21 protein-coding genes are annotated in these 20,149 nt (G+C 62.7%); 11 read left to right on the top strand and 10 right to left on the bottom strand.

Annotated features, from left to right (window positions below; translation table 11 throughout):
* Nucleotides 1–64 precede the first annotated feature (64 nt).
* Nucleotides 65–274 carry a cold-shock protein gene (locus JWV26_RS02280; RefSeq protein ID WP_004423973.1) on the top strand — a complete coding sequence of 70 codons (210 nt, stop codon included), beginning with the start codon at nucleotides 65–67 and terminating at the stop codon, nucleotides 272–274.
* Between the two features lie 347 nt (nucleotides 275–621).
* Here the strand turns inward: JWV26_RS02280 and JWV26_RS02275 are convergent, their stop codons facing one another.
* From JWV26_RS02275 to dapE, 3 genes are read right to left on the bottom strand one after another with little or no spacing between them, the layout of a single operon-like run.
* Nucleotides 622–993 (bottom strand): hypothetical protein, encoded by a 372-nt coding sequence (locus JWV26_RS02275; RefSeq protein ID WP_093050498.1) that lies wholly within the window; start codon nucleotides 991–993, stop codon nucleotides 622–624.
* Between the two features lie 5 nt (nucleotides 994–998).
* The gene (locus JWV26_RS02270) at nucleotides 999–1,826 is read right to left on the bottom strand and encodes a putative RNA methyltransferase (RefSeq protein WP_206418284.1); all 828 of its coding nucleotides are present in this window, start codon (nucleotides 1,824–1,826) and stop codon (nucleotides 999–1,001) included.
* Nucleotides 1,823–2,965 carry a succinyl-diaminopimelate desuccinylase gene (dapE, locus tag JWV26_RS02265; RefSeq protein ID WP_072425465.1) on the bottom strand — a complete coding sequence of 381 codons (1,143 nt, stop codon included), beginning with the start codon at nucleotides 2,963–2,965 and terminating at the stop codon, nucleotides 1,823–1,825. The genes JWV26_RS02270 and dapE overlap by 4 nt, the downstream gene beginning before the upstream one ends.
* Nucleotides 2,966–3,211: 246 nt before the next feature.
* Here dapE and tcdA point away from each other — a divergent pair, with 246 nt between their 5' ends.
* From tcdA to JWV26_RS02250, 3 genes are all read left to right on the top strand, one after another.
* On the top strand, nucleotides 3,212–4,021 hold the full coding sequence (gene tcdA, locus JWV26_RS02260) for a tRNA cyclic N6-threonylcarbamoyladenosine(37) synthase TcdA (RefSeq protein ID WP_206418283.1): 810 nt from the start codon (nucleotides 3,212–3,214) through the stop codon (nucleotides 4,019–4,021).
* 149 nt (nucleotides 4,022–4,170) lie between these two features.
* On the top strand, nucleotides 4,171–4,965 hold the full coding sequence (locus JWV26_RS02255; protein ID WP_206418282.1) for a substrate-binding periplasmic protein: 795 nt from the start codon (nucleotides 4,171–4,173) through the stop codon (nucleotides 4,963–4,965).
* A 39-nt stretch (nucleotides 4,966–5,004) separates the two neighbouring features.
* Nucleotides 5,005–5,475 carry a YehS family protein gene (locus JWV26_RS02250; protein ID WP_079783275.1) on the top strand — a complete coding sequence of 157 codons (471 nt, stop codon included), beginning with the start codon at nucleotides 5,005–5,007 and terminating at the stop codon, nucleotides 5,473–5,475.
* Nucleotides 5,476–5,620: 145 nt separating this feature from the next.
* Here the strand turns inward: JWV26_RS02250 and JWV26_RS02245 are convergent, their stop codons facing one another.
* From JWV26_RS02245 to map, 7 genes are all read right to left on the bottom strand, one after another.
* On the bottom strand, nucleotides 5,621–6,028 hold the full coding sequence (locus JWV26_RS02245; RefSeq protein WP_206418281.1) for a SufE family protein: 408 nt from the start codon (nucleotides 6,026–6,028) through the stop codon (nucleotides 5,621–5,623).
* Between the two features lie 103 nt (nucleotides 6,029–6,131).
* Nucleotides 6,132–7,337, bottom strand: a complete 1,206-nt coding sequence (locus JWV26_RS02240) for an aminotransferase class V-fold PLP-dependent enzyme (protein WP_206418280.1) — start codon at nucleotides 7,335–7,337, stop codon at nucleotides 6,132–6,134.
* A gap of 79 nt (nucleotides 7,338–7,416) precedes the next feature.
* Nucleotides 7,417–8,451: a 2,3,4,5-tetrahydropyridine-2,6-dicarboxylate N-succinyltransferase gene (dapD, locus tag JWV26_RS02235; protein ID WP_206418279.1), complete on the bottom strand. Its 1,035-nt coding sequence runs from the start codon at nucleotides 8,449–8,451 to the stop codon at nucleotides 7,417–7,419.
* A 38-nt stretch (nucleotides 8,452–8,489) separates the two neighbouring features.
* Nucleotides 8,490–8,837 carry an ArsC family reductase gene (locus JWV26_RS02230; RefSeq protein ID WP_021489813.1) on the bottom strand — a complete coding sequence of 116 codons (348 nt, stop codon included), beginning with the start codon at nucleotides 8,835–8,837 and terminating at the stop codon, nucleotides 8,490–8,492.
* Between the two features lie 239 nt (nucleotides 8,838–9,076).
* Nucleotides 9,077–10,273: a succinyldiaminopimelate transaminase gene (gene dapC / locus JWV26_RS02225; protein WP_206418278.1), complete on the bottom strand. Its 1,197-nt coding sequence runs from the start codon at nucleotides 10,271–10,273 to the stop codon at nucleotides 9,077–9,079.
* Nucleotides 10,274–10,310: 37 nt separating this feature from the next.
* Nucleotides 10,311–13,010 carry a [protein-PII] uridylyltransferase gene (locus tag JWV26_RS02220; protein ID WP_206418277.1) on the bottom strand — a complete coding sequence of 900 codons (2,700 nt, stop codon included), beginning with the start codon at nucleotides 13,008–13,010 and terminating at the stop codon, nucleotides 10,311–10,313.
* An 85-nt stretch (nucleotides 13,011–13,095) separates the two neighbouring features.
* A complete protein-coding gene (gene map, locus JWV26_RS02215) occupies nucleotides 13,096–13,878 on the bottom strand; it encodes a type I methionyl aminopeptidase (RefSeq protein ID WP_045735080.1) in 783 nt (260 codons plus the stop codon).
* A gap of 271 nt (nucleotides 13,879–14,149) precedes the next feature.
* Between map and rpsB the strand changes: the two genes are divergently transcribed.
* The 7 genes from rpsB to ispC all read left to right on the top strand — a co-directional run bounded on the left by rpsB (nucleotide 14,150) and on the right by ispC (nucleotide 20,132).
* Nucleotides 14,150–14,893: a 30S ribosomal protein S2 gene (gene rpsB, locus JWV26_RS02210; RefSeq protein WP_072425458.1), complete on the top strand. Its 744-nt coding sequence runs from the start codon at nucleotides 14,150–14,152 to the stop codon at nucleotides 14,891–14,893.
* Nucleotides 14,894–15,022: 129 nt separating this feature from the next.
* Nucleotides 15,023–15,886: a translation elongation factor Ts gene (gene tsf, locus JWV26_RS02205; protein ID WP_206418276.1), complete on the top strand. Its 864-nt coding sequence runs from the start codon at nucleotides 15,023–15,025 to the stop codon at nucleotides 15,884–15,886.
* Nucleotides 15,887–16,074: 188 nt separating this feature from the next.
* Nucleotides 16,075–16,818, top strand: a complete 744-nt coding sequence (pyrH, locus tag JWV26_RS02200) for a UMP kinase (RefSeq protein ID WP_004424012.1) — start codon at nucleotides 16,075–16,077, stop codon at nucleotides 16,816–16,818.
* Nucleotides 16,815–17,372, top strand: coding sequence for a ribosome recycling factor (gene frr / locus JWV26_RS02195; RefSeq protein ID WP_072425456.1), 558 nt, complete (start codon nucleotides 16,815–16,817; stop codon nucleotides 17,370–17,372). Before pyrH ends, frr begins: the two co-directional genes overlap by 4 nt.
* 17 nt (nucleotides 17,373–17,389) lie before the next feature.
* Entirely contained in the window at nucleotides 17,390–18,136 is a 747-nt protein-coding gene (gene uppS, locus JWV26_RS02190) for a polyprenyl diphosphate synthase (RefSeq protein WP_206418275.1), read from the top strand.
* A complete protein-coding gene (locus tag JWV26_RS02185; RefSeq protein WP_206418274.1) occupies nucleotides 18,136–18,951 on the top strand; it encodes a phosphatidate cytidylyltransferase in 816 nt (271 codons plus the stop codon). The genes uppS and JWV26_RS02185 overlap by 1 nt, the downstream gene beginning before the upstream one ends.
* Nucleotides 18,948–20,132: a 1-deoxy-D-xylulose-5-phosphate reductoisomerase gene (gene ispC / locus JWV26_RS02180; protein WP_206418273.1), complete on the top strand. Its 1,185-nt coding sequence runs from the start codon at nucleotides 18,948–18,950 to the stop codon at nucleotides 20,130–20,132. The genes JWV26_RS02185 and ispC overlap by 4 nt, the downstream gene beginning before the upstream one ends.
* Nucleotides 20,133–20,149 lie beyond the last annotated feature (17 nt).

Here is a 20,149-nt window from a genome sequence, read left to right as displayed (position 1 = left end):
TTTTACCGAGCCGTCAAAGCGCCTTCGGGACAATAAAAACATAGCGAGTTTGGAGAAGTTGGTAATGGCAGATCGTGAGACGGGAACCGTCAAATGGTTCAATGATTCCAAGGGTTACGGGTTTATTCAGCGCGAAAGCGGCCCGGACGTATTCGTTCACTACCGCGCCATTCGTGGCGACGGCCACCGCACCCTGGTCGAAGGCCAGAAGGTCGAGTTCGGTGTGACCCAGGGCCAGAAAGGCCTGCAGGCGGAAGACGTCTCCGCGGTCTGAGCTCCAGCTCGACATACAACAAGGCCCGTCGATGACGGGCCTTGTTGTTTCTGCACGCTGTACTTCGTAGGGCGGCTTTCGCGGGTAGCTCCCCTCTCCCATTCATGGGAGAGGGGCTGGGGGAGAGGGCCGAGAACACCGCGAAACTGCCTGCTGGCTCCAACCTCTGCGAACGCGGCACGCCGCATGGGTACTAATCGTGTTCGGTCGTTTCTTTTTCAGTGGGTTGTAGGTCTTTCTCCGGATCGCATCCGGGCTACGGGCTGTCGATTCAAACGCCCGTGTCGGCAACTTACCCTCTCCCGCAAGCGGGAGAGGGTCATCAGATAGTCGCCAAGCGGCCGCTTTTATTCCGTACGCCAGACGATCTCGGTTTCGCCATCGGCATCGACCTTGATCCAGCGATCGGCTTCCTCATCGCTTTCATCTTCTACCCAGGTACCCGGTGCACAGCGCACCTGCACGCCGAGCGCGGCATGGGCGGCGCGGGCGCAGGCGAGGTCGTCGGCCCAGGGCGTGGCGTCGCTTTCCAGGTACAGGCTGTGCCATTTGCCCACGGCTTTCGGTAGCCAGGTCACCGGCACGTCACCGGCCTTGCATTTGAAGGTCTGGCCTTTCTGCTGCCAGTCGCTGCATGGGCCAAGGGCTTCGCCCAGCCATTGCGCCACGGCGTCACGTTCGGCGTCTTTCAGGTAGATCTCGATGTCGGGTTGGCGCATGGCTTTCAGTCCTGAGAGCGTGGGCTCTGGGTTTTGACGATCCAATCGTAGCGGATGGCGACGGTAACTTCGAAGGGCCCGGCGATCACCGCTTCGCGGCGTTCGGCACTGGCGCGCCAGCCGTGCGGGGTCATGGCCAGCAGGTCGGCGCGAGCCTGAGCGTCCGCCAGGTGCAGCGGGAATTCGAGGGTTTCGCTGTGGGCCAGGTGCATGCCGGACGGAATCAGCGCCAGGTGCTTCTCGTCGTCGTAGTCGCGTACTTCGTCGTACAGCTTCTGCCGCAGTTCCATCAGGTGCACGCGGGTCGGGCCCATGCGCAGCAAGCCGCCGCCGGGTGCGAGCAGACGCCTGGCCTCGGCCCAGTCCAATGGGCTGAAGACGCTGGCCAGCAGGTCGCAACTGGCATCGGCCAAGGGCACACGGGCCATGCTCGCCACCAGCCAGCTCAACTGCGGAGCACGTTTGCACGCGCGTTTCACCGCCTCGCGGGAGATATCCAGGGCATAGCCGTCGGCATGGGGCAGGCCACGGGCGATCTGTTCGGTGTAGTAACCCTCGCCACAACCGATATCCAGCCAGCGCGCCGGCTTGTACTCGGCAGCCAACGCGGCCAGGCGCGCGGCAAGCGGCGCGTAGTGGCCACCGTCGAGAAAGCGCCGGCGCGCCTCGACCATGGCGGCGTTGTCGCCGGGGTCGCGGCTGTTCTTGTGTTGCACCGGCAGCAGGTTGAAGTACCCCTGGCGCGCGCGGTCGAAGCTGTGGCGGTTTTCGCAGGCCAGGCCGTTGCCGCTGGGCATCAGCGGCGCTTGGCAGATGGGGCAGATCAGGCTCATGCGAGGAGTTTTACCATCGTCTGATAGTAAACCTCGGTCAGCAGGTCGAGGTCGCTGGCCAGTACGCGCTCGTTGATCTGGTGGATGGTGGCGTTGACCGGGCCGAGTTCGACCACTTGAGTGCCCAGGGTGGCGATAAAGCGACCGTCGGAGGTGCCGCCGCTGGTGGACGGCGTGGTGTCGCGGCCGGTGACGTTCTTGATGCTGGCGGCCACGGCGTCGAGCAATTCGCCCGGCTGGGTGAGGAAGGGCAGGCCGGACAGCGCCCATTCCAGGTGATAGTCCAGGCCGTGCTTGTCGAGAATGGTGGTGACGCGTTGCTGCAGGTCTTCGACGGTCGACTCGGTGGAGAAACGGAAGTTGAACACCGCCTTCAGCTCACCGGGAATAACGTTGGTCGCACCGGTGCCGGAATTGAGATTGGACACCTGGAAGCTGGTCGGCGGGAAGTAGTCGTTGCCGTGATCCCAGTGCTCGGCGGCCAGCTCGGCCAGCGCCGGGGCGGCCAGGTGAATCGGGTTCTTCGCCAGGTGCGGGTAGGCGACGTGGCCTTGCTTGCCATAGACGGTCAGGGTGCAACCGAGGGAGCCACGACGGCCGTTCTTTACCACGTCACCGAGCAGGGTGGTGCTCGACGGCTCGCCGACGATGCACCAGTCCAGGCGCTCGTTACGCTCGCGCAGGCGCTCGACCACCGCTTTGGTGCCATGCTGCGCCGGACCTTCTTCATCGCTGGTGATGAGGAAGGTGATGGCGCCCTTGTGGTTCGGGTAGTCGGCGACGAAGCGCTCCACCGCGATGATCATGCTCGCCAGGCTGCCTTTCATGTCCGCTGCGCCACGGCCGCAGAGCATGCCGTCTTCATCGACGCGCACGTCGAACGGCTGGTACTGCCAGGCGTCCAGCGGGCCGGTGGGCACCACATCGGTGTGGCCGGCGAAGCACAGCACCGGGCCGTCGCCACCGCGTTTGGCCCAGAAGTTCTCCACCTCTTCGATGCGCATGCGCTCCACCTCGAAGCCGCAGGCTGCCAGACGGCGCATCATCAGCTCCTGGCAACCTTCGTCGACCGGGGTCACGGACGGGCGACGGATCAGGTCGAAGGCGAGTTCCAGGGTCGGGGTGAGGGTGGCGGTCATTGCGGCTCCGGTACGGCGGCTAGCGTGAAGGCTGGCCATATTACCGTGAAAGTCGCGCAGCGACGCCATCCTTGATGCCCTTCTCCCTCTGGGAGAAGGTGGTGCGAAGCGCCGGATGAGGGAGGGCCGCACGGCGCATTCGCGGTAAATGCAGCTTGATACGACGGGCCGACGGCTGACCTGTGCTGCAGGCTTGGGTGGGCAGGGTGCTATCTCTATAATGCGCGCCTTCCTGCAGGGGGTGTGATGGGTACTGACGATCAGCGATTCGGCGGCATAGCCCGGCTTTACGGCCAGGAGGGCTATCAACGACTGGCAGCGGCGCACGTGGCGGTGGTCGGCATCGGCGGCGTGGGCTCATGGGCGGCCGAGGCGCTGGCGCGTTCGGGCGTCGGCGAGATTTCCCTGTTCGACCTGGACGACGTCTGCATCACCAACACCAATCGCCAAGTGCACGCCATCGAAGGCGCGGTGGGCAAGGCCAAGGTCGACGAGATGGCGGCCCGTATCCGCGCCATCAACCCGGCCTGTGTGGTGCATGCGGTGGCGGATTTCGTTACCCGCGAGACCATGGCCGAGTACATCACCGAGCAGCTGGACGGGGTGATCGACTGCATCGATAGCGTACCGGCCAAGGCGGCTCTGATCGCCTGGTGCAAGCGGCGCAAGATTCAGATCGTCACCACCGGCGGCGCGGGCGGGCAGGTCGACCCGACGCAGATTCAGATCACTGACCTGAACAAGACCTTCAACGACCCGCTGGCGGCCAAGGTGCGCAGCATGTTGCGCCGCGATTATGGCTTCTCGCGTACGCCGGGCCGCACCTACAGCGTCCCTTGCGTGTTCTCCACCGAGCAGCTGCGCTATCCCAAGCCGGACGGCACGGTCTGTCAGGCCAAGGGCTTCGTCGGTGAAGGGGTGAAACTCGACTGCGCGGGCGGTTTCGGCGCGGTGATGATGGTCACCGCCAGCTTCGGCATGGCCGCTGCGGCCAAACTGGTAGACAAACTGGTGGCTGGCGCCCGTCGTCCGGCAGAGCGCCAATCGAAAACCTGAGAAAACGCCTGTGCGCGGTGCGTTTGACTATGCTGGACGAAGGGAGAGGTTGCAGTAGTCGACAGGGAGACGTCGAACATGATCCGTATCAGAGGTGATTTGTGTCGTACCTGTTTTTTTGCGTCTCGCTGAGAAGACGCTGGGCACGGATGCTCGCCTCCCTGACGCTACCTGTTTTGCTGGTAGCCCTTGGGCCCGTTCAGGCCGAGCCACAGAAGCTGCGTATCGGCACCGGTGACTGGGCGCCTTATGTCGACCAGGAGCGCAATGATGGTGGCGCTCTGGCGCGACTGATCAGTGCGGTGTTCGCTGAAGAGGGCTACCAGGTCGAATTCATCTTTCATCCCTGGGACCGCAACGTACTGATGCTGCAGCAGGGGCAGTTGCACGCGATCATGCCCTATAGCTGCAGCCCCAGTCGGCTCAATTACGGCATTTGTAGTGACCCGCTGGTACGCGGGGAGATCGTTCTGTTCCATCGTCGCGATCAGGCGTTCGACTGGACCACGGTCGAGGACTTGCTGACGTATCACATCGGCACGACGCTGGGTTACTCCTACGGCCCGGCGTTCGACGAGGCGTTGCAGGCTGGCCGCCTGAGCGTCGAGCAGAATGGCAAGGAGGACACCAGCTTTCGTCTTCTGGAGTTGGGTCGCATCGACCTGCATCCACAGGACCGCGCTGTCGGCTATGCCATGTTGAATCGTTTGTTTCCGGAAGATGGCGGTAAAATCGTGCATCATCCGCGGCAGTTGAATACCGAGCCGCTGCGCTTGCTGTTTCGCAAGGACGATCCTGAGAGTGTCAAGCTGTTGCGCGTGTTCAATGCCAGGCTGCGTGACTTTGCCCAGCGTGGTGACCTGCAGCGTCTACAGCAGGCGCTTAACTCCGGTAACGCCGATGACTGGAAACCCAGCACCTCGGCCCAGGCCGTGCGGGACTGAACCGCACCCGCCTACCTCCTTCCTCCAAGAGTTTTCTGCATGCTCAATAACGATGTACTGCGCAGCTTGCGCTATTTGCTGGATGTCAGCGATGGCAAGCTGGAAGAGCTATGCCGGTTGGCGGATTATCCCGTCGAGCCGGGCCTGATCCCGGCCTGTCTGCTGCGTGAGGACGAGCCCGGGTATCGTTCCTGCAGTGATGTGCTGCTGGCGCACGTGCTCGAAGGCCTGGTGTTCCACAAGCGTGGCAAGGACGACAGCCGGCCGCGTCTGCCGGTAGAAAAGCGCCTGAGTAACAACCTGATCCTGAAGAAGCTGCGCGTGGCCTTCGAGCTGCGCGACGACGATATCCAGGCAATTCTGCAATCGGCTGATCTGCCGATGACCAAGACCGAGCTCAGCGCCCTGTTCCGCGCGCCGGGTCACAAGCATTTTCGCGAGTGCGGCGACCAGATCCTGCGCAATTTTCTGCGCGGTCTGACGTTGCGCGAGCGAGGCAAGAGCGACTAGTGACGTGACCCTGTCGAAATGGTGAAGAGCGTTCGTGATCTTTGGGTGGGTTAGCGGCGCCAAACGTCACACTATCAGACACCGTCATCGTCGTGCGCCGCGTAACCCACCAGGCGCCTAACCCACCCTACGGTGATCCGGTATTTCAGGATCCAGCCAGCTCGCGCATACGCTGCAGCACGGCATTGAGGCCGTTGCTGCGTGATGGCGACAGTTGTCTCTGCAGCCCCAACTGGTTGAACCAGTCGACCAGATCGACACTGGCCAGCTCGGTGCGAGGCAGGCCTTCGACACGCGCCAGCAGCACGGCCAGCAAACCACGCAGTAGGCGGGCGTCGCTGCTGGCGCGAAAGTGCAGGTGCTCACCGCGTTGTTCGGCTATCAGCCAGACCAGGCTCTCGCAGCCATGCACGCGGTGCTTGTCGACGCGTTCGGTTTCGCTCAATGGCTCCAGGCGTTCGCCCCATTGCATCAGCAGACGCGCGCGCTGTTCCCAGCCTGGGCAGGCGGCAAAGGCTGCCAGTGCTTCCTGAGCGGCGACTGGCAGACTCATGGCGAGAGCCTCCCGTAGCATGTAGGAGCGGCTTCAGCCGCGATGGTTCGGGTGCCGATATTCGCGGCTGAAGCCGCTCCTACGAAAAGCCGTTGGCGGCATTTCATCGCAGCAGGTCCAGAGCGTTATCCAGGGCGCTGAAGAATCGCTGCAGATCGTCGCCATCGTTGTACAGGCCGAGCGAGACGCGAATCGCACCACTCAGACCCAGGCTCTTAATCAGCGGCATGGCGCAGTGATGCCCGGCACGCACGGCGATGCCCTGTTCACTGAGCAGGTGAGCCAGGTCGGCGTTATGCACGCCGTCGACGCAGAAACTGGCCAGCGCCAGTTGCGGCGCGCCGAGCAGACGCACGCCGTTGCGGCTTTGCAGGCCGGCCAGCAGTTCGGCATGCAGGGCCGCTTCATGGCGTGCCACGGCGGTGTGATCCAACCCGTTCAGCCAGTCCAGTGCTGCGCCCAGGGCTATGACCGCTGAAACCGCGGGTGTGCCGGCCTCGAAACCCAATGGAGCAGGGCGATAGCGCGCGCTCTGGTAGTCGGCATCGAGCACCATCTCACCGCCGAATTGCCAGTGCTGCAATTTGCCCAACGCTTCGCGGCGGCCATACAGCAGGCCGACGCCATCCGGGCCGTAGAGTTTGTGCGACGAACACACGTAGAAATCACAGCCCAGTGCCTGCAGATCGTGGCGACCATGCACCGCACCCTGCGCGCCGTCGACCACGCTGAATGCGCCTTGCGCACGTGCCAAAGCCAGCAGCTCGGCAAGCGGTTGCCAGCGCCCGAGCACATTGGACAACTGCGAAACCGCCAGCAGGCGGGTGCGCGGGCCGATCAGCCGAGCCGCTTGCTGCATATCGATGCTGCCGGTGTGATCCAGCGGCAATACCAGCAACTCAAGATTGCGGCGCTTGGCCAGTTGCTGCCAGGGCAGCAGATTGGCGTGGTGCTCCAGCGCGCTGATGACGATTTGCTCGCCCGGCTGCAGCAGATGCTCCAGGCCGTAGGCCAGCAGGTTGAGTGATTCGGTGCTGCCGCGGGTAAAGATGATCTCCTCGGTGCTGGCTGCATTCAGCCACTGCGCGGCCTTGCTACGTGTCGCCTCGAAGGTGCGGGTGGCACGTTCACCTGGCAGGTGCTGGGCACGATGCACGTTGGCCACGCCGCTGGCCAGGTAGCCGAGCAGGGCGTCCAGCACCGCCTGCGGTTTCTGTGCAGTGGCGGCGCTGTCCAGATAGGTCTGGCCTTCGGCTTCGAGGGCGAGAATGCCAGGGAAGTCAGCGCGCCAGGGGGAGATCGGTGACATGAGGAGCCTATCCCGTAGGGTGCGCCATGCGCACCGAGTCGCATGGCTGAGCAGTGCGCAAGGCGCACCCTACGTTGGATCAATTGTGGGCGTGCAGGGCTTCGTTCAGCTCAATAGCCGACTTGTGGGTCTTGCACTCCACGGCGCCGGTCAGCGAGTTGCGACGGAACAGCAGGTCCGCCTGACCAGCCAGTTCACGCGCCTTGACCACCTTGACCAGGGCGTTGCCCTCGTCGAGCAGGTTCACCTTGGTGCCTGCGGTGATGTACAGGCCGGCTTCGACGGTGTTGCGGTCGCCCAGCGGGATGCCGATACCGGCGTTGGCGCCGATCAGGCAACCTTCACCGACACTGATGATGATGTTGCCACCACCGGACAGGGTGCCCATGGTCGAGCAGCCGCCGCCCAGGTCGGAACCCTTGCCGACGAAGACGCCAGCGGAAACGCGGCCTTCGATCATGCCCGGGCCTTCGGTGCCGCCGTTGAAGTTGACGAAGCCTTCGTGCATCACGGTGGTGCCTTCGCCGATATAGGCGCCCAGGCGCACGCGCGCGCTGTCGGCGATACGCACGCCGGCCGGTACCACGTAGTCGGTCATTTTCGGGAACTTGTCCACCGAGAACACTTCCAGCAGCTCGCCCTTCAGGCGCGCTTCCAGCTGGCGCTCGGCCAGTTCGCCGAGGTCGACGGCGCCCTGGCTGGTCCAGGCCACGTTGGGCAGCAGCGGGAAGATACCTGCCAGGCTCAGACCGTGCGGCTTGACCAGACGATGCGACAGCAGGTGCAGCTTGAGGTAGGCCTCCGGGGTGCTGGTCAGCGCGGCATCTTCAGCCAGGAAGGTGGCGACCAGCGGGTTGTGGCTTTCGGCCAGACGGGTCAGCAGCGCCGCTTGAGCGGCGTCCACGCCTTTCAGGGCTTCGGCCAGGTCAGCAGCCTGTGTGGTGGTGAAGGCGATGGCCTGATTGCCACCCTGGTAGCCGAGCTTCTCGGCGGCCTTGGCTACCAGCTCGCTGGCCGGATTGAGCAGCGGCAGGGCGTAGAAGACTTCCAGCCAGTTGCCCTGGCGGTTCTGGGTGCCAACACCAAAGGCGATGCTGTAAAGGGAGGTGCTCATTAGATGGGGTTCCTTGCAACGAAATCGGGTGAGGTTGATCAGGCCAGCGCGGCTTGGTAGTTATCCGGCTTGAAGCCGACCAGGGTCTTGTCGCCCAGGTCGAGTACCGGGCGCTTGATCATCGAGGGTTGGGCCAGCATCAGTTCGATGGCCTTGGCCTGGTCGAGATCGGCTTTCTGCGCGTCTTCCAGCTTGCGGAATGTGGTGCCAGCACGGTTCAGGACGGTCTGCCAGCCATGCTCGTTGCACCACTTTTCCAGGTTTGCACGGTCGATCCCGACGCTCTTGTAGTCGTGAAAGGCATAGTCGACCTGGTGTTCATCGAGCCAGGTTCTGGCCTTTTTCATCGTGTCGCAGGCCTTGATGCCATACAGGACGTAACTCATTGATCTTCCTCTGATGAGTGGCGTGCCGGAAGGTCCGGGAAATACGGCGGGCCATTATGCCACGTCGCGTCCAGACGTGGCGGCGGCTGTCGCTGTGATGTGTTAAAGCGCCGGCGTGCAGCAGAGGCGTGTAGCCCGGATGAAATCCGGGAAGCCATGAGCGGCTATCCCCGGATTGCATCCGGGCTACGGAGTCGGAGGCTCGCGGCTAAAGCCCCGTCCACAGGCCCTGCAGAGGCTCAGGCGCTGCGAATGAAACGGGCAATACGCTCGGCGGCCTCGATGCACTCGGCCAGCGGTGCCACCAGCGCCATACGTACGCGGCCAGCGCCCGGGTTGACACCATCGACCTCACGCGACAGGTACGAGCCGGGCACCACGGTGACGTGCTCGGTGGCGAACAAGTCGCGGGTGAACAGGGTGTCGTCACCCGGTGTGCGCGCCCACAGGTAGAAGCCGCCATCGGGGCGCTGCACGTCCATCACCGGGGCGAGGATATCCAGCACGGCATCGAATTTCTCACGGTACATGTCACGGTTGGCACGTACATGCGCTTCGTCATTCCAGGCGGCAACGCTGGCCAGTTGGGTTTGTACCGGCATGGCGCAGCCGTGGTAGGTGCGGTACAGCAAGAAGTGCTTGAGGATGCTGGCGTCGCCGGCGACGAAGCCCGAACGCAGCCCCGGCAGGTTGGAGCGCTTGGACAGGCTGTGGAACACCACGCAACGTTTGAAGTCGCTGCGGCCCAGTTCGACGCAGGCGCTGAGCAGTCCGGGCGGTGGTGCGTCCTCATCAAAATACAGTTCGCTGTAGCACTCGTCGGCGGCGATGACGAAGTCGTGCTCGTCGGCCAGGGCGATCAGTTTCTTCAGCGTCTCGACCGGGATCAGGGCGCCGGTGGGGTTGCCTGGCGAGCAGAGGAAGAGAATCTGGCAGCGCTGCCAGACTTCTGTCGGCACGGCATCGAAGTCCGGGTTGAAGCCGTGGGCTTCCAGGCACGGCAGGTAGTGCGGCTCGGCGCCGGCGAGGAAGGCCGCACCTTCGTAGATCTGATAGAAGGGGTTGGGGCTGACCACCAGGCCCTTGGCATTGCGGTCGACCACCGCCTGGGTGAAGGCGAACAGCGCTTCGCGGGTGCCATTGACCGGCAACACGTGGCGCGCTGCATCCAGCCAGCCAGTTGGCACGCCAAAGCGGCGTTCGCACCAGCTGGCAATGCTCTGGCGCAGCTCCGGCAAGCCGAGTGTGGTCGGGTAGACGGCGAGCTTGTCGAGATTGGCGGTCAGTGCCTGGCCGACGAAGTCAGGCGAGCGATGCTTGGGTTCGCCGATGGACAGGGCGATCGGGCGCTTGTCGGCGGCCGGTTGCACGCTGCCGAGCAGTTCGCGCAGTTTCTCGAAAGGGTAGGGCTGGAGCTGGTCGAGGGCTGGATTCATCGTTATCTCGCGTACTTCGGAAAGCGGGGCGGCGCAATCATATGTTGATCTGCAGGGTCTGCGGTTGAGCGCTGGGCTCGGACAGGCGGCGGACGATGGTTTCCTGCAGGCGTGCACAGAGTTCGGGGTCGGACAGCGGCTGGTTGTTGGCGTCGGTGACGAAGAATACGTCCTCGACCCGTTCGCCGAGGGTGGCGATCTTGGCGTTCTGCAGCGACAGGTCGTACTCGAGGAAGATTCGCCCGATCCGAGCCAGCAGGCCGGGGCGGTCCGGGGCGGTCAGTTCGAGGATGGTCACCGGGCGCTGCGCGTCGTTGTGGATGGTCACCTGCGGCGCGAAGGCAAAGTGCTTGAGCTGACGTGGTACGCGGCGCTGGATGATGGTCGGGTAGTCGTCCGGGTTCTTCAGCGCTTCGATCAGGCCTTCGCGAATCTGCTGGATGCGCGCCGGGTTGTTGCCGATCGAGCCGCCGTCAGCATCCAGCACCACGTAGGTATCGAGGGTGAACTGGCTGGTGGAGGTGATGATCCGCGCGTCGTGAATGTTCAGGTTGAGCTGGCTCATCGCGGCCACGGTGACGGCGAAGAAGTCATGCTGGTCCGGCGCGTAGATGAAGATCTGCGTGCCGCCTTCGAACTCGCGCTGGGTGGTTTCCTTCATCAGCACCAGCGGGCCGCCATCGTTGGTGTGCTGGAGAATGGCATCGGTGTGCCAGGCCACGTCGGTGGCGGTGTGACGAAGGAAGTAGTCGTCGCCCAGCTGGCTCCACAACTGTTCGGCATCGTCCGGGTCGGTGCCGCCGCGTACCAGAGTGTCCAGGGCTGCACTCTGGGTCTGGCGAATCTGCTCTTCACGGTCCAGTGGGTTTTCCAGGCCGCGGCGCAGGGCGCGCTTGGTCTCGGTGTAGAGCTGGCGCAGCAGGCTGGCGCGCCAGGAGTTCCACAGGCTGGGGTTGGTGGCGTTGATATCGGCCACGGTCAGCACGTAGAGGTAGTCCAGGTGGGTCTGGTCGCCTACGAACTGGGCGAAGTCATGGATCACCTGCGGGTTGGAGAGGTCCTTGCGCTGCGCGGTGGTGGACATCACCAGGTGGTGCTGCACCAGCCAGACGATCAGGGCGCTGTCCCAGGCCGGCAGATGATGGCGGCGAGCGAAGGCTTCGGCGTCCACTGCGCCCAGCTCCGAATGGTCACCGCCACGGCCCTTGCCGATGTCGTGATACAGGCCGGCGAGGTAGATCAGCTCCGATTTGGGCAGCTTGTCGATCAGCTTGCTGGCCAGCGGGAATTTCTCCGCCAGCTCTGGCCAACGGAACTTGCGCAGGTGCTTGATCAGGTTGAGGGTGTGCGCGTCGACCGTATAGATGTGGAACAGGTCGTGCTGCATCTGTCCGACGATATGGCCGAACTCCGGCAGGTAACGGCCGAGAATGCCGTAGCGGTTCATCCGGCGCAGGTTGCGGTGAATGCCTTCCTTGCACTTGAACAGTTCGATGAACAGGCTGGTGTTGCGGATGTCTTTGCGGAACTCGTCGTCGATCAGGTGGCGGCTGTCGCGCAGCAGGCGGATGCTGTCGGCACGCACACCCTTGATTTCCGGGTGCTGCGCCATCAGCACGAAGATTTCGATGATGGCGAAGGGTGTGCGCTTGAACACATTCGGGTGGGTGACTTCGATATAGCCGTCACGCACCTGGAAGCGGCTGTTCAACGGCGTGGCCGGGCCGCTTTCACCAGCGCGCAGGATGACTTCCTCGAAGTGCTGGTTGATCAGGTCCGACAGCTCGGAAATCCCCATCACCACGCGGTAGTACTTCTGCATGAAGTGTTCGATGCTGCGCTTGCCGTCGCCGTCTTGATAACCGAACAGTGCGGCGATCTTCACCTGGTAATCGAACAGCAGGCGGTCCTCGGCGCGCCCGGCGAGCATGTGCAGGGCGTAGCGCACCTTCCACAGGAACTCCTGGCTGGAGGAGAGCAGGGCGTATTCGCTCTCCAGCAGGAAGCCGTGGCCGACCAGGGCCTGCAGGTTCAGCGTGCCGAACTGGCGGCGTGCCACCCAGAGCACGGTCTGGATGTCGCGCAGGCCGCCGGGCGAGCCCTTGACGTTGGGTTCGAGGTTGTACTCGGTGTCGTTGTACTTGGCATGACGCGCTCTGCGTTCGTCGCGCTTGGCCAGGTAGAAGTGCTTGCTCGGCCACATCTGATCGGTGCTTGTGACCTGCTGCATGCGCTGGCGCAGGTGCTCGGGGCCGGCGATGGTGCGGCTTTCCATCAGGTTGGTGATCACCGTCAGGTCGGCGCGCGCCTCTTCGGCGCATTCGTCGACCGAGCGCACGCTCTGACCGACTTCCAGGCCGATGTCCCAGAGCAGGGTGAGAAAGCCTTCGATGGGCTCGCGAAAGATTTCGTGATCGCTGCTGTCGAGCAGGATCAGCAGGTCGATGTCCGAGTAAGGGTGCAGCTCGCCACGGCCGTAGCCGCCAACGGCGAGCAGGGCGATGTCGGCATCCTCGCTCCAGGTGAAGCGCTTCCAGGCTTCCTGCAGGATCTGATCGACGAACCAGGCGCGGTCTTCGACCAGGCGGCGAATGTCACGGCCGGCACGAAAGCGCGCATCGAGCACCTCATGTGCGCCGCGGATGGCCTTCTTGAATGCAGCGATGGGGCTGGATTTCAGGGCCAGCTCGGCCTGGAACTGACCGCGGTCAAACAGTTCGGGGTCCATCTGCGGCATGCAGTTGCCTTCCTTATATAAGGTGGGGTGCGCGATGCGCACCACAAGCTTCAATGGTGCGCACGGCGCACCCTACGGATCGCGGTCAGGCCGAGGTGCGCGGCAGGGTGTCGTCGCTGCGCAGGGTCAGGATCTCATAGCCGTCTGCGGTGACCAGTACGGTGTGCTCCCATTGCGCCGACAGCTTGCGGTCCTTGGTGATGGCGGTCCAGCCGTCGCCGAGCAGGCGGGTTTCCGGGCGGCCCTGGTTGATCATCGGCTCGATGGTGAAGGTCATGCCTTCCTTGAGCTCCATGCCGGTGCCGGCCTTGCCGTAGTGCAACACCTGCGGCTCTTCATGGAAGACCGCGCCGATGCCATGGCCGCAGTATTCGCGGACCACGGAGAAACCGTTCTTTTCCGCGTGCTTCTGGATCACTTCGCCGATATCGCCCAGGCGCGTGCCGGGTTTGACCAGTTCGATGCCTTTGTACATGCATTCCTGGGTGACCTTGGCCAGGCGCTCGGCCCACTCGGCGACCTTGCCGACCATGAACATTTTGCTGGTATCGCCGTGGTAGCCATCCTTGATCACAGTGACGTCGATGTTCAGCACGTCGCCGTCTTTCAGCGGCTTGTCATTGGGGATGCCGTGGCACACCACATGGTTGATCGAGGTGCAGATCGACTTGGGGAAGCCCTTGTAATTGAGTGGGGCGGGAATGGCCTGCTGCACGTTGACGATATAGTCGTGGCAGATGCGGTCGATTTCCTCGGTGGTGACGCCAGGCTTGACGTGTTCACCGATCATCTCCAGCACTTCGGCGGCCAGGCGGCCGGCCACGCGCATTTTCTCGATTTCTTCGGCGGATTTGATGGTGACGGTCATATGAAGCTCTCGGGCACGAACGGAAAGGGCGATATATTAGCAGCTTCGCCGTGCCAGCCCCAAAGGCGCTGCAACCGCTGCGGGGCGTTACTGCGTTGTTTGCCAGCTTTTGTAGCCTGAGCCGGCTTTGTGTGGTATAAAACGCGCCGCTTTACGGGCGCTAAGCCCGAAAGCTCAAACCCACACACGTATCGACACGGTTTCCTGGGTGCCCGCGAGGGTTGGAAGCTGGGATACGTGGAGGCCTAACCCGACTTATCAAGGAACTATCATGTCCCAAGTCAACATGCGCGATATGCTGAAGGCCGGTGTGCACTTCGGCCACCAGACCCGTTACTGGAACCCGAAAATGGGCAAGTACATTTTCGGCGCGCGTAACAAGATTCACATCATCAACCTCGAAAAAACCCTGCCGATGTTCAACGAAGCTCAGGCTTTCGTTGAGAAGCTGGCTGCTGGCAAGAACAAGATCCTGTTCGTCGGCACCAAGCGTTCCGCTGGCAAGATCGTTCGCGAAGAAGCTGCTCGTTGCGGCTCGCCGTTCGTCGATCACCGCTGGTTGGGCGGCATGCTGACCAACTACAAGACCATCCGTGCTTCGATCAAGCGCCTGCGCGAGCTGGAAACCCAGTCCCAGGACGGTACTTTCGCCAAGCTGACCAAGAAAGAAGCCCTGATGCGTACCCGTGATCTGGAAAAACTGGATCGCAGCCTGGGTGGTATCAAGGACATGGGTGGTCTGCCGGACGCTCTGTTCGTGATCGACGTTGACCACGAGCGCATTGCTATCACCGAAGCCAACAAGCTGGGCATCCCGGTTATCGGCATCGTCGATACCAACAGCAGCCCGGAAGGCGTTGACTACATCATCCCGGGTAACGACGACGCCATCCGCGCCATCCAGCTGTACATGGGTGCCATGGCCGACGCCGTGATCCGTGGTCGCAGCAATGCTGGCGGCGGCACTGAAGAGTTCGTCGAAGAAGCCGCGGCTGCCGAGAGCGCCGAAGGCTAAGCGGTAACGCAAAGCATCTAGCGTTACGCGCTGTGCAAGAAGGGGGCTAAGCCCCCTTTTTGCCACTCACAGATTTGATCGCCCGCCACGCGGGTGAATGGTTGAAGACCTACCGAGAGGATTTTCAAGATGGCAGAGATTACTGCAGCCCTGGTTAAAGAACTGCGCGAGCGTACTGGCCAAGGCATGATGGAGTGCAAGAAGGCCCTGGTTGTCGCTGGTGGCGATATCGAGAAAGCCATTGATGACATGCGCGCTTCCGGCGCCATCAAGGCTGCCAAGAAGGCTGGCAACATTGCCGCTGAAGGCTCCATCGCCGTTCGCGTCGAAGGCGGTCGTGGCCTGATCATCGAAGTCAACTCGCAGACCGACTTCCTGGCTCTGCAGGACGACTTCAAAGCCTTCGTCAAAGAAAGCATCGACGAAGCCTTCGAGAAGAACCTGACCGAAGCCGCTCCGCTGATCGCCTCGCGCGAATCCGCTCGTGAAGCCCTGGTTGCCAAGTGCGGCGAGAACGTCAACATCCGTCGCCTGGCCGCTGTTTCCGGCGAAACCGTTGGTGCCTACCTGCACGGCCACCGTATCGGCGTTCTGGTTGTCCTGAAAGGCGGCAACGACGAACTGGCCAAGCACGTTGCCATGCACGTTGCTGCCTCCAACCCGGCCGTTGTTTCGCCGGATCAGGTCTCCGAAGAGCTGGTTGCCAAGGAAAAGGAAATCTTCCTGCAGCTGAACGCCGAGAAGATCGCTGGCAAGCCGGAAAACATCGTCGAGAACATGATCAAAGGCCGTATCACCAAGTTCCTGGCCGAAGCCAGCCTGGTCGAGCAAGCCTTCATCATGGATCCGGAAGTCAAGGTCGGTGACCTGGTGAAGAAAGCCGGTGCCGAAATCGTTTCCTTCGTTCGTTACGAAGTGGGCGAGGGTATCGAGAAGGCCGAGACCGACTTCGCCGCCGAAGTTGCCGCTCAGGTTGCTGCCAGCAAGCAGTAATCGGCGGTTCGGCCAGTTGTCCCAGAGAGGCTGCCCGCTTGCGCGTGCAGCCTCTTTGCCGAATAAGGGGCAACAAATGCACTAACGGCCTTGCAATCTGAGGTCGCCGGCACGTTCGAAGTGCCGGATAATTGCAGCGCCCGAGCGCGTTGCTCAAGAATTTCATATCGCCGCAGGAGAGACTTGCAATGGCTCAGCAGACAACTGGTCGCCAACCTCGCTACAAACGCATTCTGCTCAAACTTAGCGGCGAGGCCCTGATGGGCTCGGAAGATTTCGGCATCGATCCGAAGGTGCTCGATCGCATGGCGCTGGAAGTCGGCCAACTGGTCGGTATCGGTGTGCAGGTCGGCCTGGTGATCGGTGGTGGCAACCTGTTCCGTGGCGCGGCGCTGTCCGCTGCCGGCATGGATCGCGTCACTGGCGACCACATGGGCATGCTGGCCACCGTGATGAACGCCCTGGCCATGCGTGATGCGCTGGAGCGCTCGAACATCCCGGCCATCGTCATGTCGGCGATTTCCATGGTCGGCGTGACCGATCACTATGACCGCCGCAAGGCCATGCGCCACCTGAAGACCGGTGAGGTGGTGATTTTCGCTGCGGGCACCGGCAACCCCTTCTTTACCACCGATTCGGCTGCTTGCCTGCGTGCCATCGAAATCGATGCGGACGTGGTACTGAAGGCGACCAAGGTCGATGGCGTGTACACTGCCGACCCGTTCAAAGACCCGCATGCCGAGAAGTTCGAGCGCCTGACCTATGACGAGGTGCTCGATCGCAAGCTGGGCGTGATGGATCTGACCGCCATCTGCCTGTGCCGCGATCACAACATGCCGCTGCGGGTTTTCAACATGAACAAGCCCGGCGCACTGCTGAACGTTGTAGTGGGTGGCGCCGAAGGAACTCTGATCGAGGAGGATGCACAATGATCAACGACATCAAGAAAGACGCTCAGGAGCGTATGAGCAAGTCCCTGGAAGCGCTGGGGCGTAACCTGGCCTCCATTCGAACCGGTCGTGCCCATCCGAGCATTCTCGACAGCATCAAGGTACCGGCCTGGGGCAGCGACATGCCGCTCAATCAGGTAGCAGCGATCACCGTCGAGGATGCGCGCACCCTGAAGATCGTCGCGCATGACAAGACCCTCAGTGCTGCCATCGAGAAGGCCATCCTGACCTCCGATCTGGGCCTGAACCCGAGCAGCGCTGGTACCACCATCCGTGTGCCGATGCCGGCGCTGACCGAGGAAACCCGCAAGGGCTATACCAAGCAGGCGCGTGGCGTGGCCGAAGATGCCAAGGTCGCCGTGCGCAACGTGCGTCGTGATGCCCTGGCCGAGCTGAAGAAACTGTCCAAAGCCAAGGAAATCAGCGAGGACGAAGAGCGTCGCGCCGCTGACGAGCTGCAGAAGATCACCGACAAGTTCATCGGTGACGTCGATAAGGCGCTCGAGGTCAAAGAAGCGGACCTGATGGCCGTCTGACGGCTGGGCGCCCATACATGGACAAGAACAAGCAGGGGGCGGTGCCGCGGCATGTCGCCATCATCATGGATGGCAACAACCGTTGGGCGAAGAAGCGCCTGTTGCCGGGTGTGGCTGGGCACAAGGCCGGGGTCGATGCGGTTCGCGCGGTGATCGAGGTCTGTGCCGAGTCGGGCGTCGAGGTGCTGACCCTGTTCGCCTTTTCCAGCGAGAACTGGCAGCGTCCGGCCGACGAGGTTGGTGCGCTGATGGAGTTGTTCCTGGGGGCGCTGCGTCGTGAGGCCAAGCGTCTGCTGGATAACGACATCAGCCTGCGCATCATCGGTGATCGCTCGCGTTTTCATCCCGAGTTGCAGGCAGCCATGCGCGAAGCCGAGCAACTGACTGCCGGCAACCGGCGTTTCACCTTGCAGATCGCGGCCAACTACGGTGGTCAGTGGGATATCGCCCAGGCTGCTCAGCGTCTGGCGCGTGAGGTGCAAGCAGGTCATTTGCAGCCCGAAGACATTACCCCGCAATTGCTGCAGGGTTGTCTGGCCACCGGCGACCTGCCTTTGCCTGACCTGTGCATCCGTACGGGTGGTGAGCGCCGCATCAGTAACTTCCTCCTGTGGCAGTTGGCTTATAGCGAACTGTACTTCTCCGACCTGTATTGGCCGGACTTCAAGCACGAGGCCATGCGCAAGGCGCTGGCCGATTTCGCTACCCGCCAGCGTCGCTTCGGCAAGACCAGCGAGCAGGTGGAAGCTGAGGCGCGCTCCTAATGCTCAAACAACGAATCATCACGGCGCTGGTGCTGTTGCCCATCGCCCTGGGCGGTTTTTTCCTGCTCGATGGCGGTGCCTTTGCCCTGTTCATCGGTGCGGTGGTCACGCTGGGGGCCTGGGAATGGGCCCGTCTGGCAGGGTTCGAGGCGCAGTCGCTGCGTGTGGCCTATGCGGCTGCAGTGGCCGTGTTGCTCGGCTTGCTGTACGTGGTGCCGGTCGTTGCCCCGCTGCTGCTGGTGGTGGCTGTGCTGTGGTGGTTGGTCGCGACCTTTCTGGTAATGACCTATCCCGATAGCAGTCGTCTCTGGGGCGGTGTGCCGGGGCGTTTGCTGATTGGGTTGCTGATTCTGCTGCCGGCCTGGCAAGGGCTGATCCTGCTCAAGCAGTGGCCGCAGGCCAACGGCCTGATCATCGCAGTGATGGTGCTGGTCTGGGGGGCGGATATCGGCGCCTATTTTTCCGGCAAGACCTTTGGCAAGCGCAAGCTGGCGCCCAAGGTTAGCCCGGGCAAGAGCTGGGAAGGACTCTACGGCGGTCTTGCGGCCAGCCTGCTGATCACCTTGCTGGTCGGGCTGCAGCAAGGCTGGTCCGTTGGTGGGCTGCTGCTGGCTCTGGCGGGTGCTGCTGTGGTGGTACTGATTTCCGTGGTTGGTGACCTGACCGAAAGCATGTTCAAGCGTCAGTCCGGGATCAAGGACAGCAGCAATCTGCTGCCGGGACATGGCGGCGTGCTGGATCGTATCGACAGTCTGACCGCAGCCATCCCGTTGTTCGCTGCACTGCTCTGGCTCGCTGGCTGGGGCGCGCTGTGAGTGCAGTGCAGCAGGTCACAGTGCTGGGCGCTACGGGCTCTATTGGCCTCAGTACGCTGGATGTGATCGCGCGCCACCCTGAGCGCTACAGCGTCTTCGCGCTGACGGGCTTTTCGCGCCTGGCAGAGCTGCAGGTGCTGTGCGTGCAGCATCGGCCGCGCTACGCCGTGGTGCCTGATGACGCTTCAGCGCTCGAGCTGCAGAACAATTTGCGCGCCGCCGGGCTGGCGACCGAGGTGCTGGTCGGCGAAGCAGGGCTGTGCGCCGTATCTGCCGACGCGGCGGTCGATTGCGTAATGGCGGCCATTGTCGGTGCGGCAGGCCTCAAGCCGACAATGGCGGCCGTGCAGGCCGGTAAGAAGGTGCTGCTGGCCAACAAGGAAGCGCTGGTGATGTCCGGCGCCTTGTTCATGCAGGCGGTCAAGCAGAGCGGGGCGGTGCTGTTGCCTATCGACAGCGAGCACAACGCCATTTTCCAGTGTCTGCCCGGTGACTATGCGCGGGGGCTGCAGACCGTTGGTGTGCGTCGCGTACTGCTGACGGCTTCTGGTGGGCCTTTTCGCGAAACGCCGTTGGCCGACCTGGAATGCGTCACGCCGGAGCAGGCCTGTGCTCATCCGAACTGGTCGATGGGGCGCAAGATTTCCGTAGACTCAGCCAGCATGATGAACAAGGGGCTCGAGTCGATCGAGGCCTGCTGGTTGTTCGATGCCCGCCCGGAGCAGGTCGAAGTGGTCATCCACCGGCAGAGCGTGATTCATTCGCTGGTCGATTACATCGACGGTTCGGTGCTGGCGCAGCTGGGTAATCCGGATATGCGCACGCCCATCGCTCATGCGTTGGCCTGGCCGGAGCGTATCGACTCGGGCGTATCGCCTCTGGATCTGTTTGCCGTCGGTCGCCTGGATTTCGAACGCCCCGACGAGCAGCGTTTTCCCTGTCTGCGTCTGGCGCGGGAGGCGGCGCAGGCTGGCGGCAGTGCACCGGCGATGCTCAACGCCGCCAATGAAGTCGCGGTCGAGGCTTTCCTGCAGCGGCGCATCCGTTTCGTTGATATCGCGCGTATGATTGAGTCCGTGTTGAACGCCCAGTCGGTGCAGGCTGTCGAAGCGCTCGACGCGGTATTCGCGGCCGATGCCCGTGCGCGTGAGCTGGCTGGGCAGTGGCTCGCTGGCCGTTGATGACGTCCGTATAGGTC

The sequence above is a fragment of the Ectopseudomonas toyotomiensis genome (assembly GCF_017167985.1).
In the GTDB taxonomy this organism is placed as follows: domain Bacteria; phylum Pseudomonadota; class Gammaproteobacteria; order Pseudomonadales; family Pseudomonadaceae; genus Aquipseudomonas; species Aquipseudomonas toyotomiensis.
The sequence above is the reverse complement of the archived record's forward strand: the minus strand, read 5'-3'. Positions and strand labels throughout refer to the sequence as shown.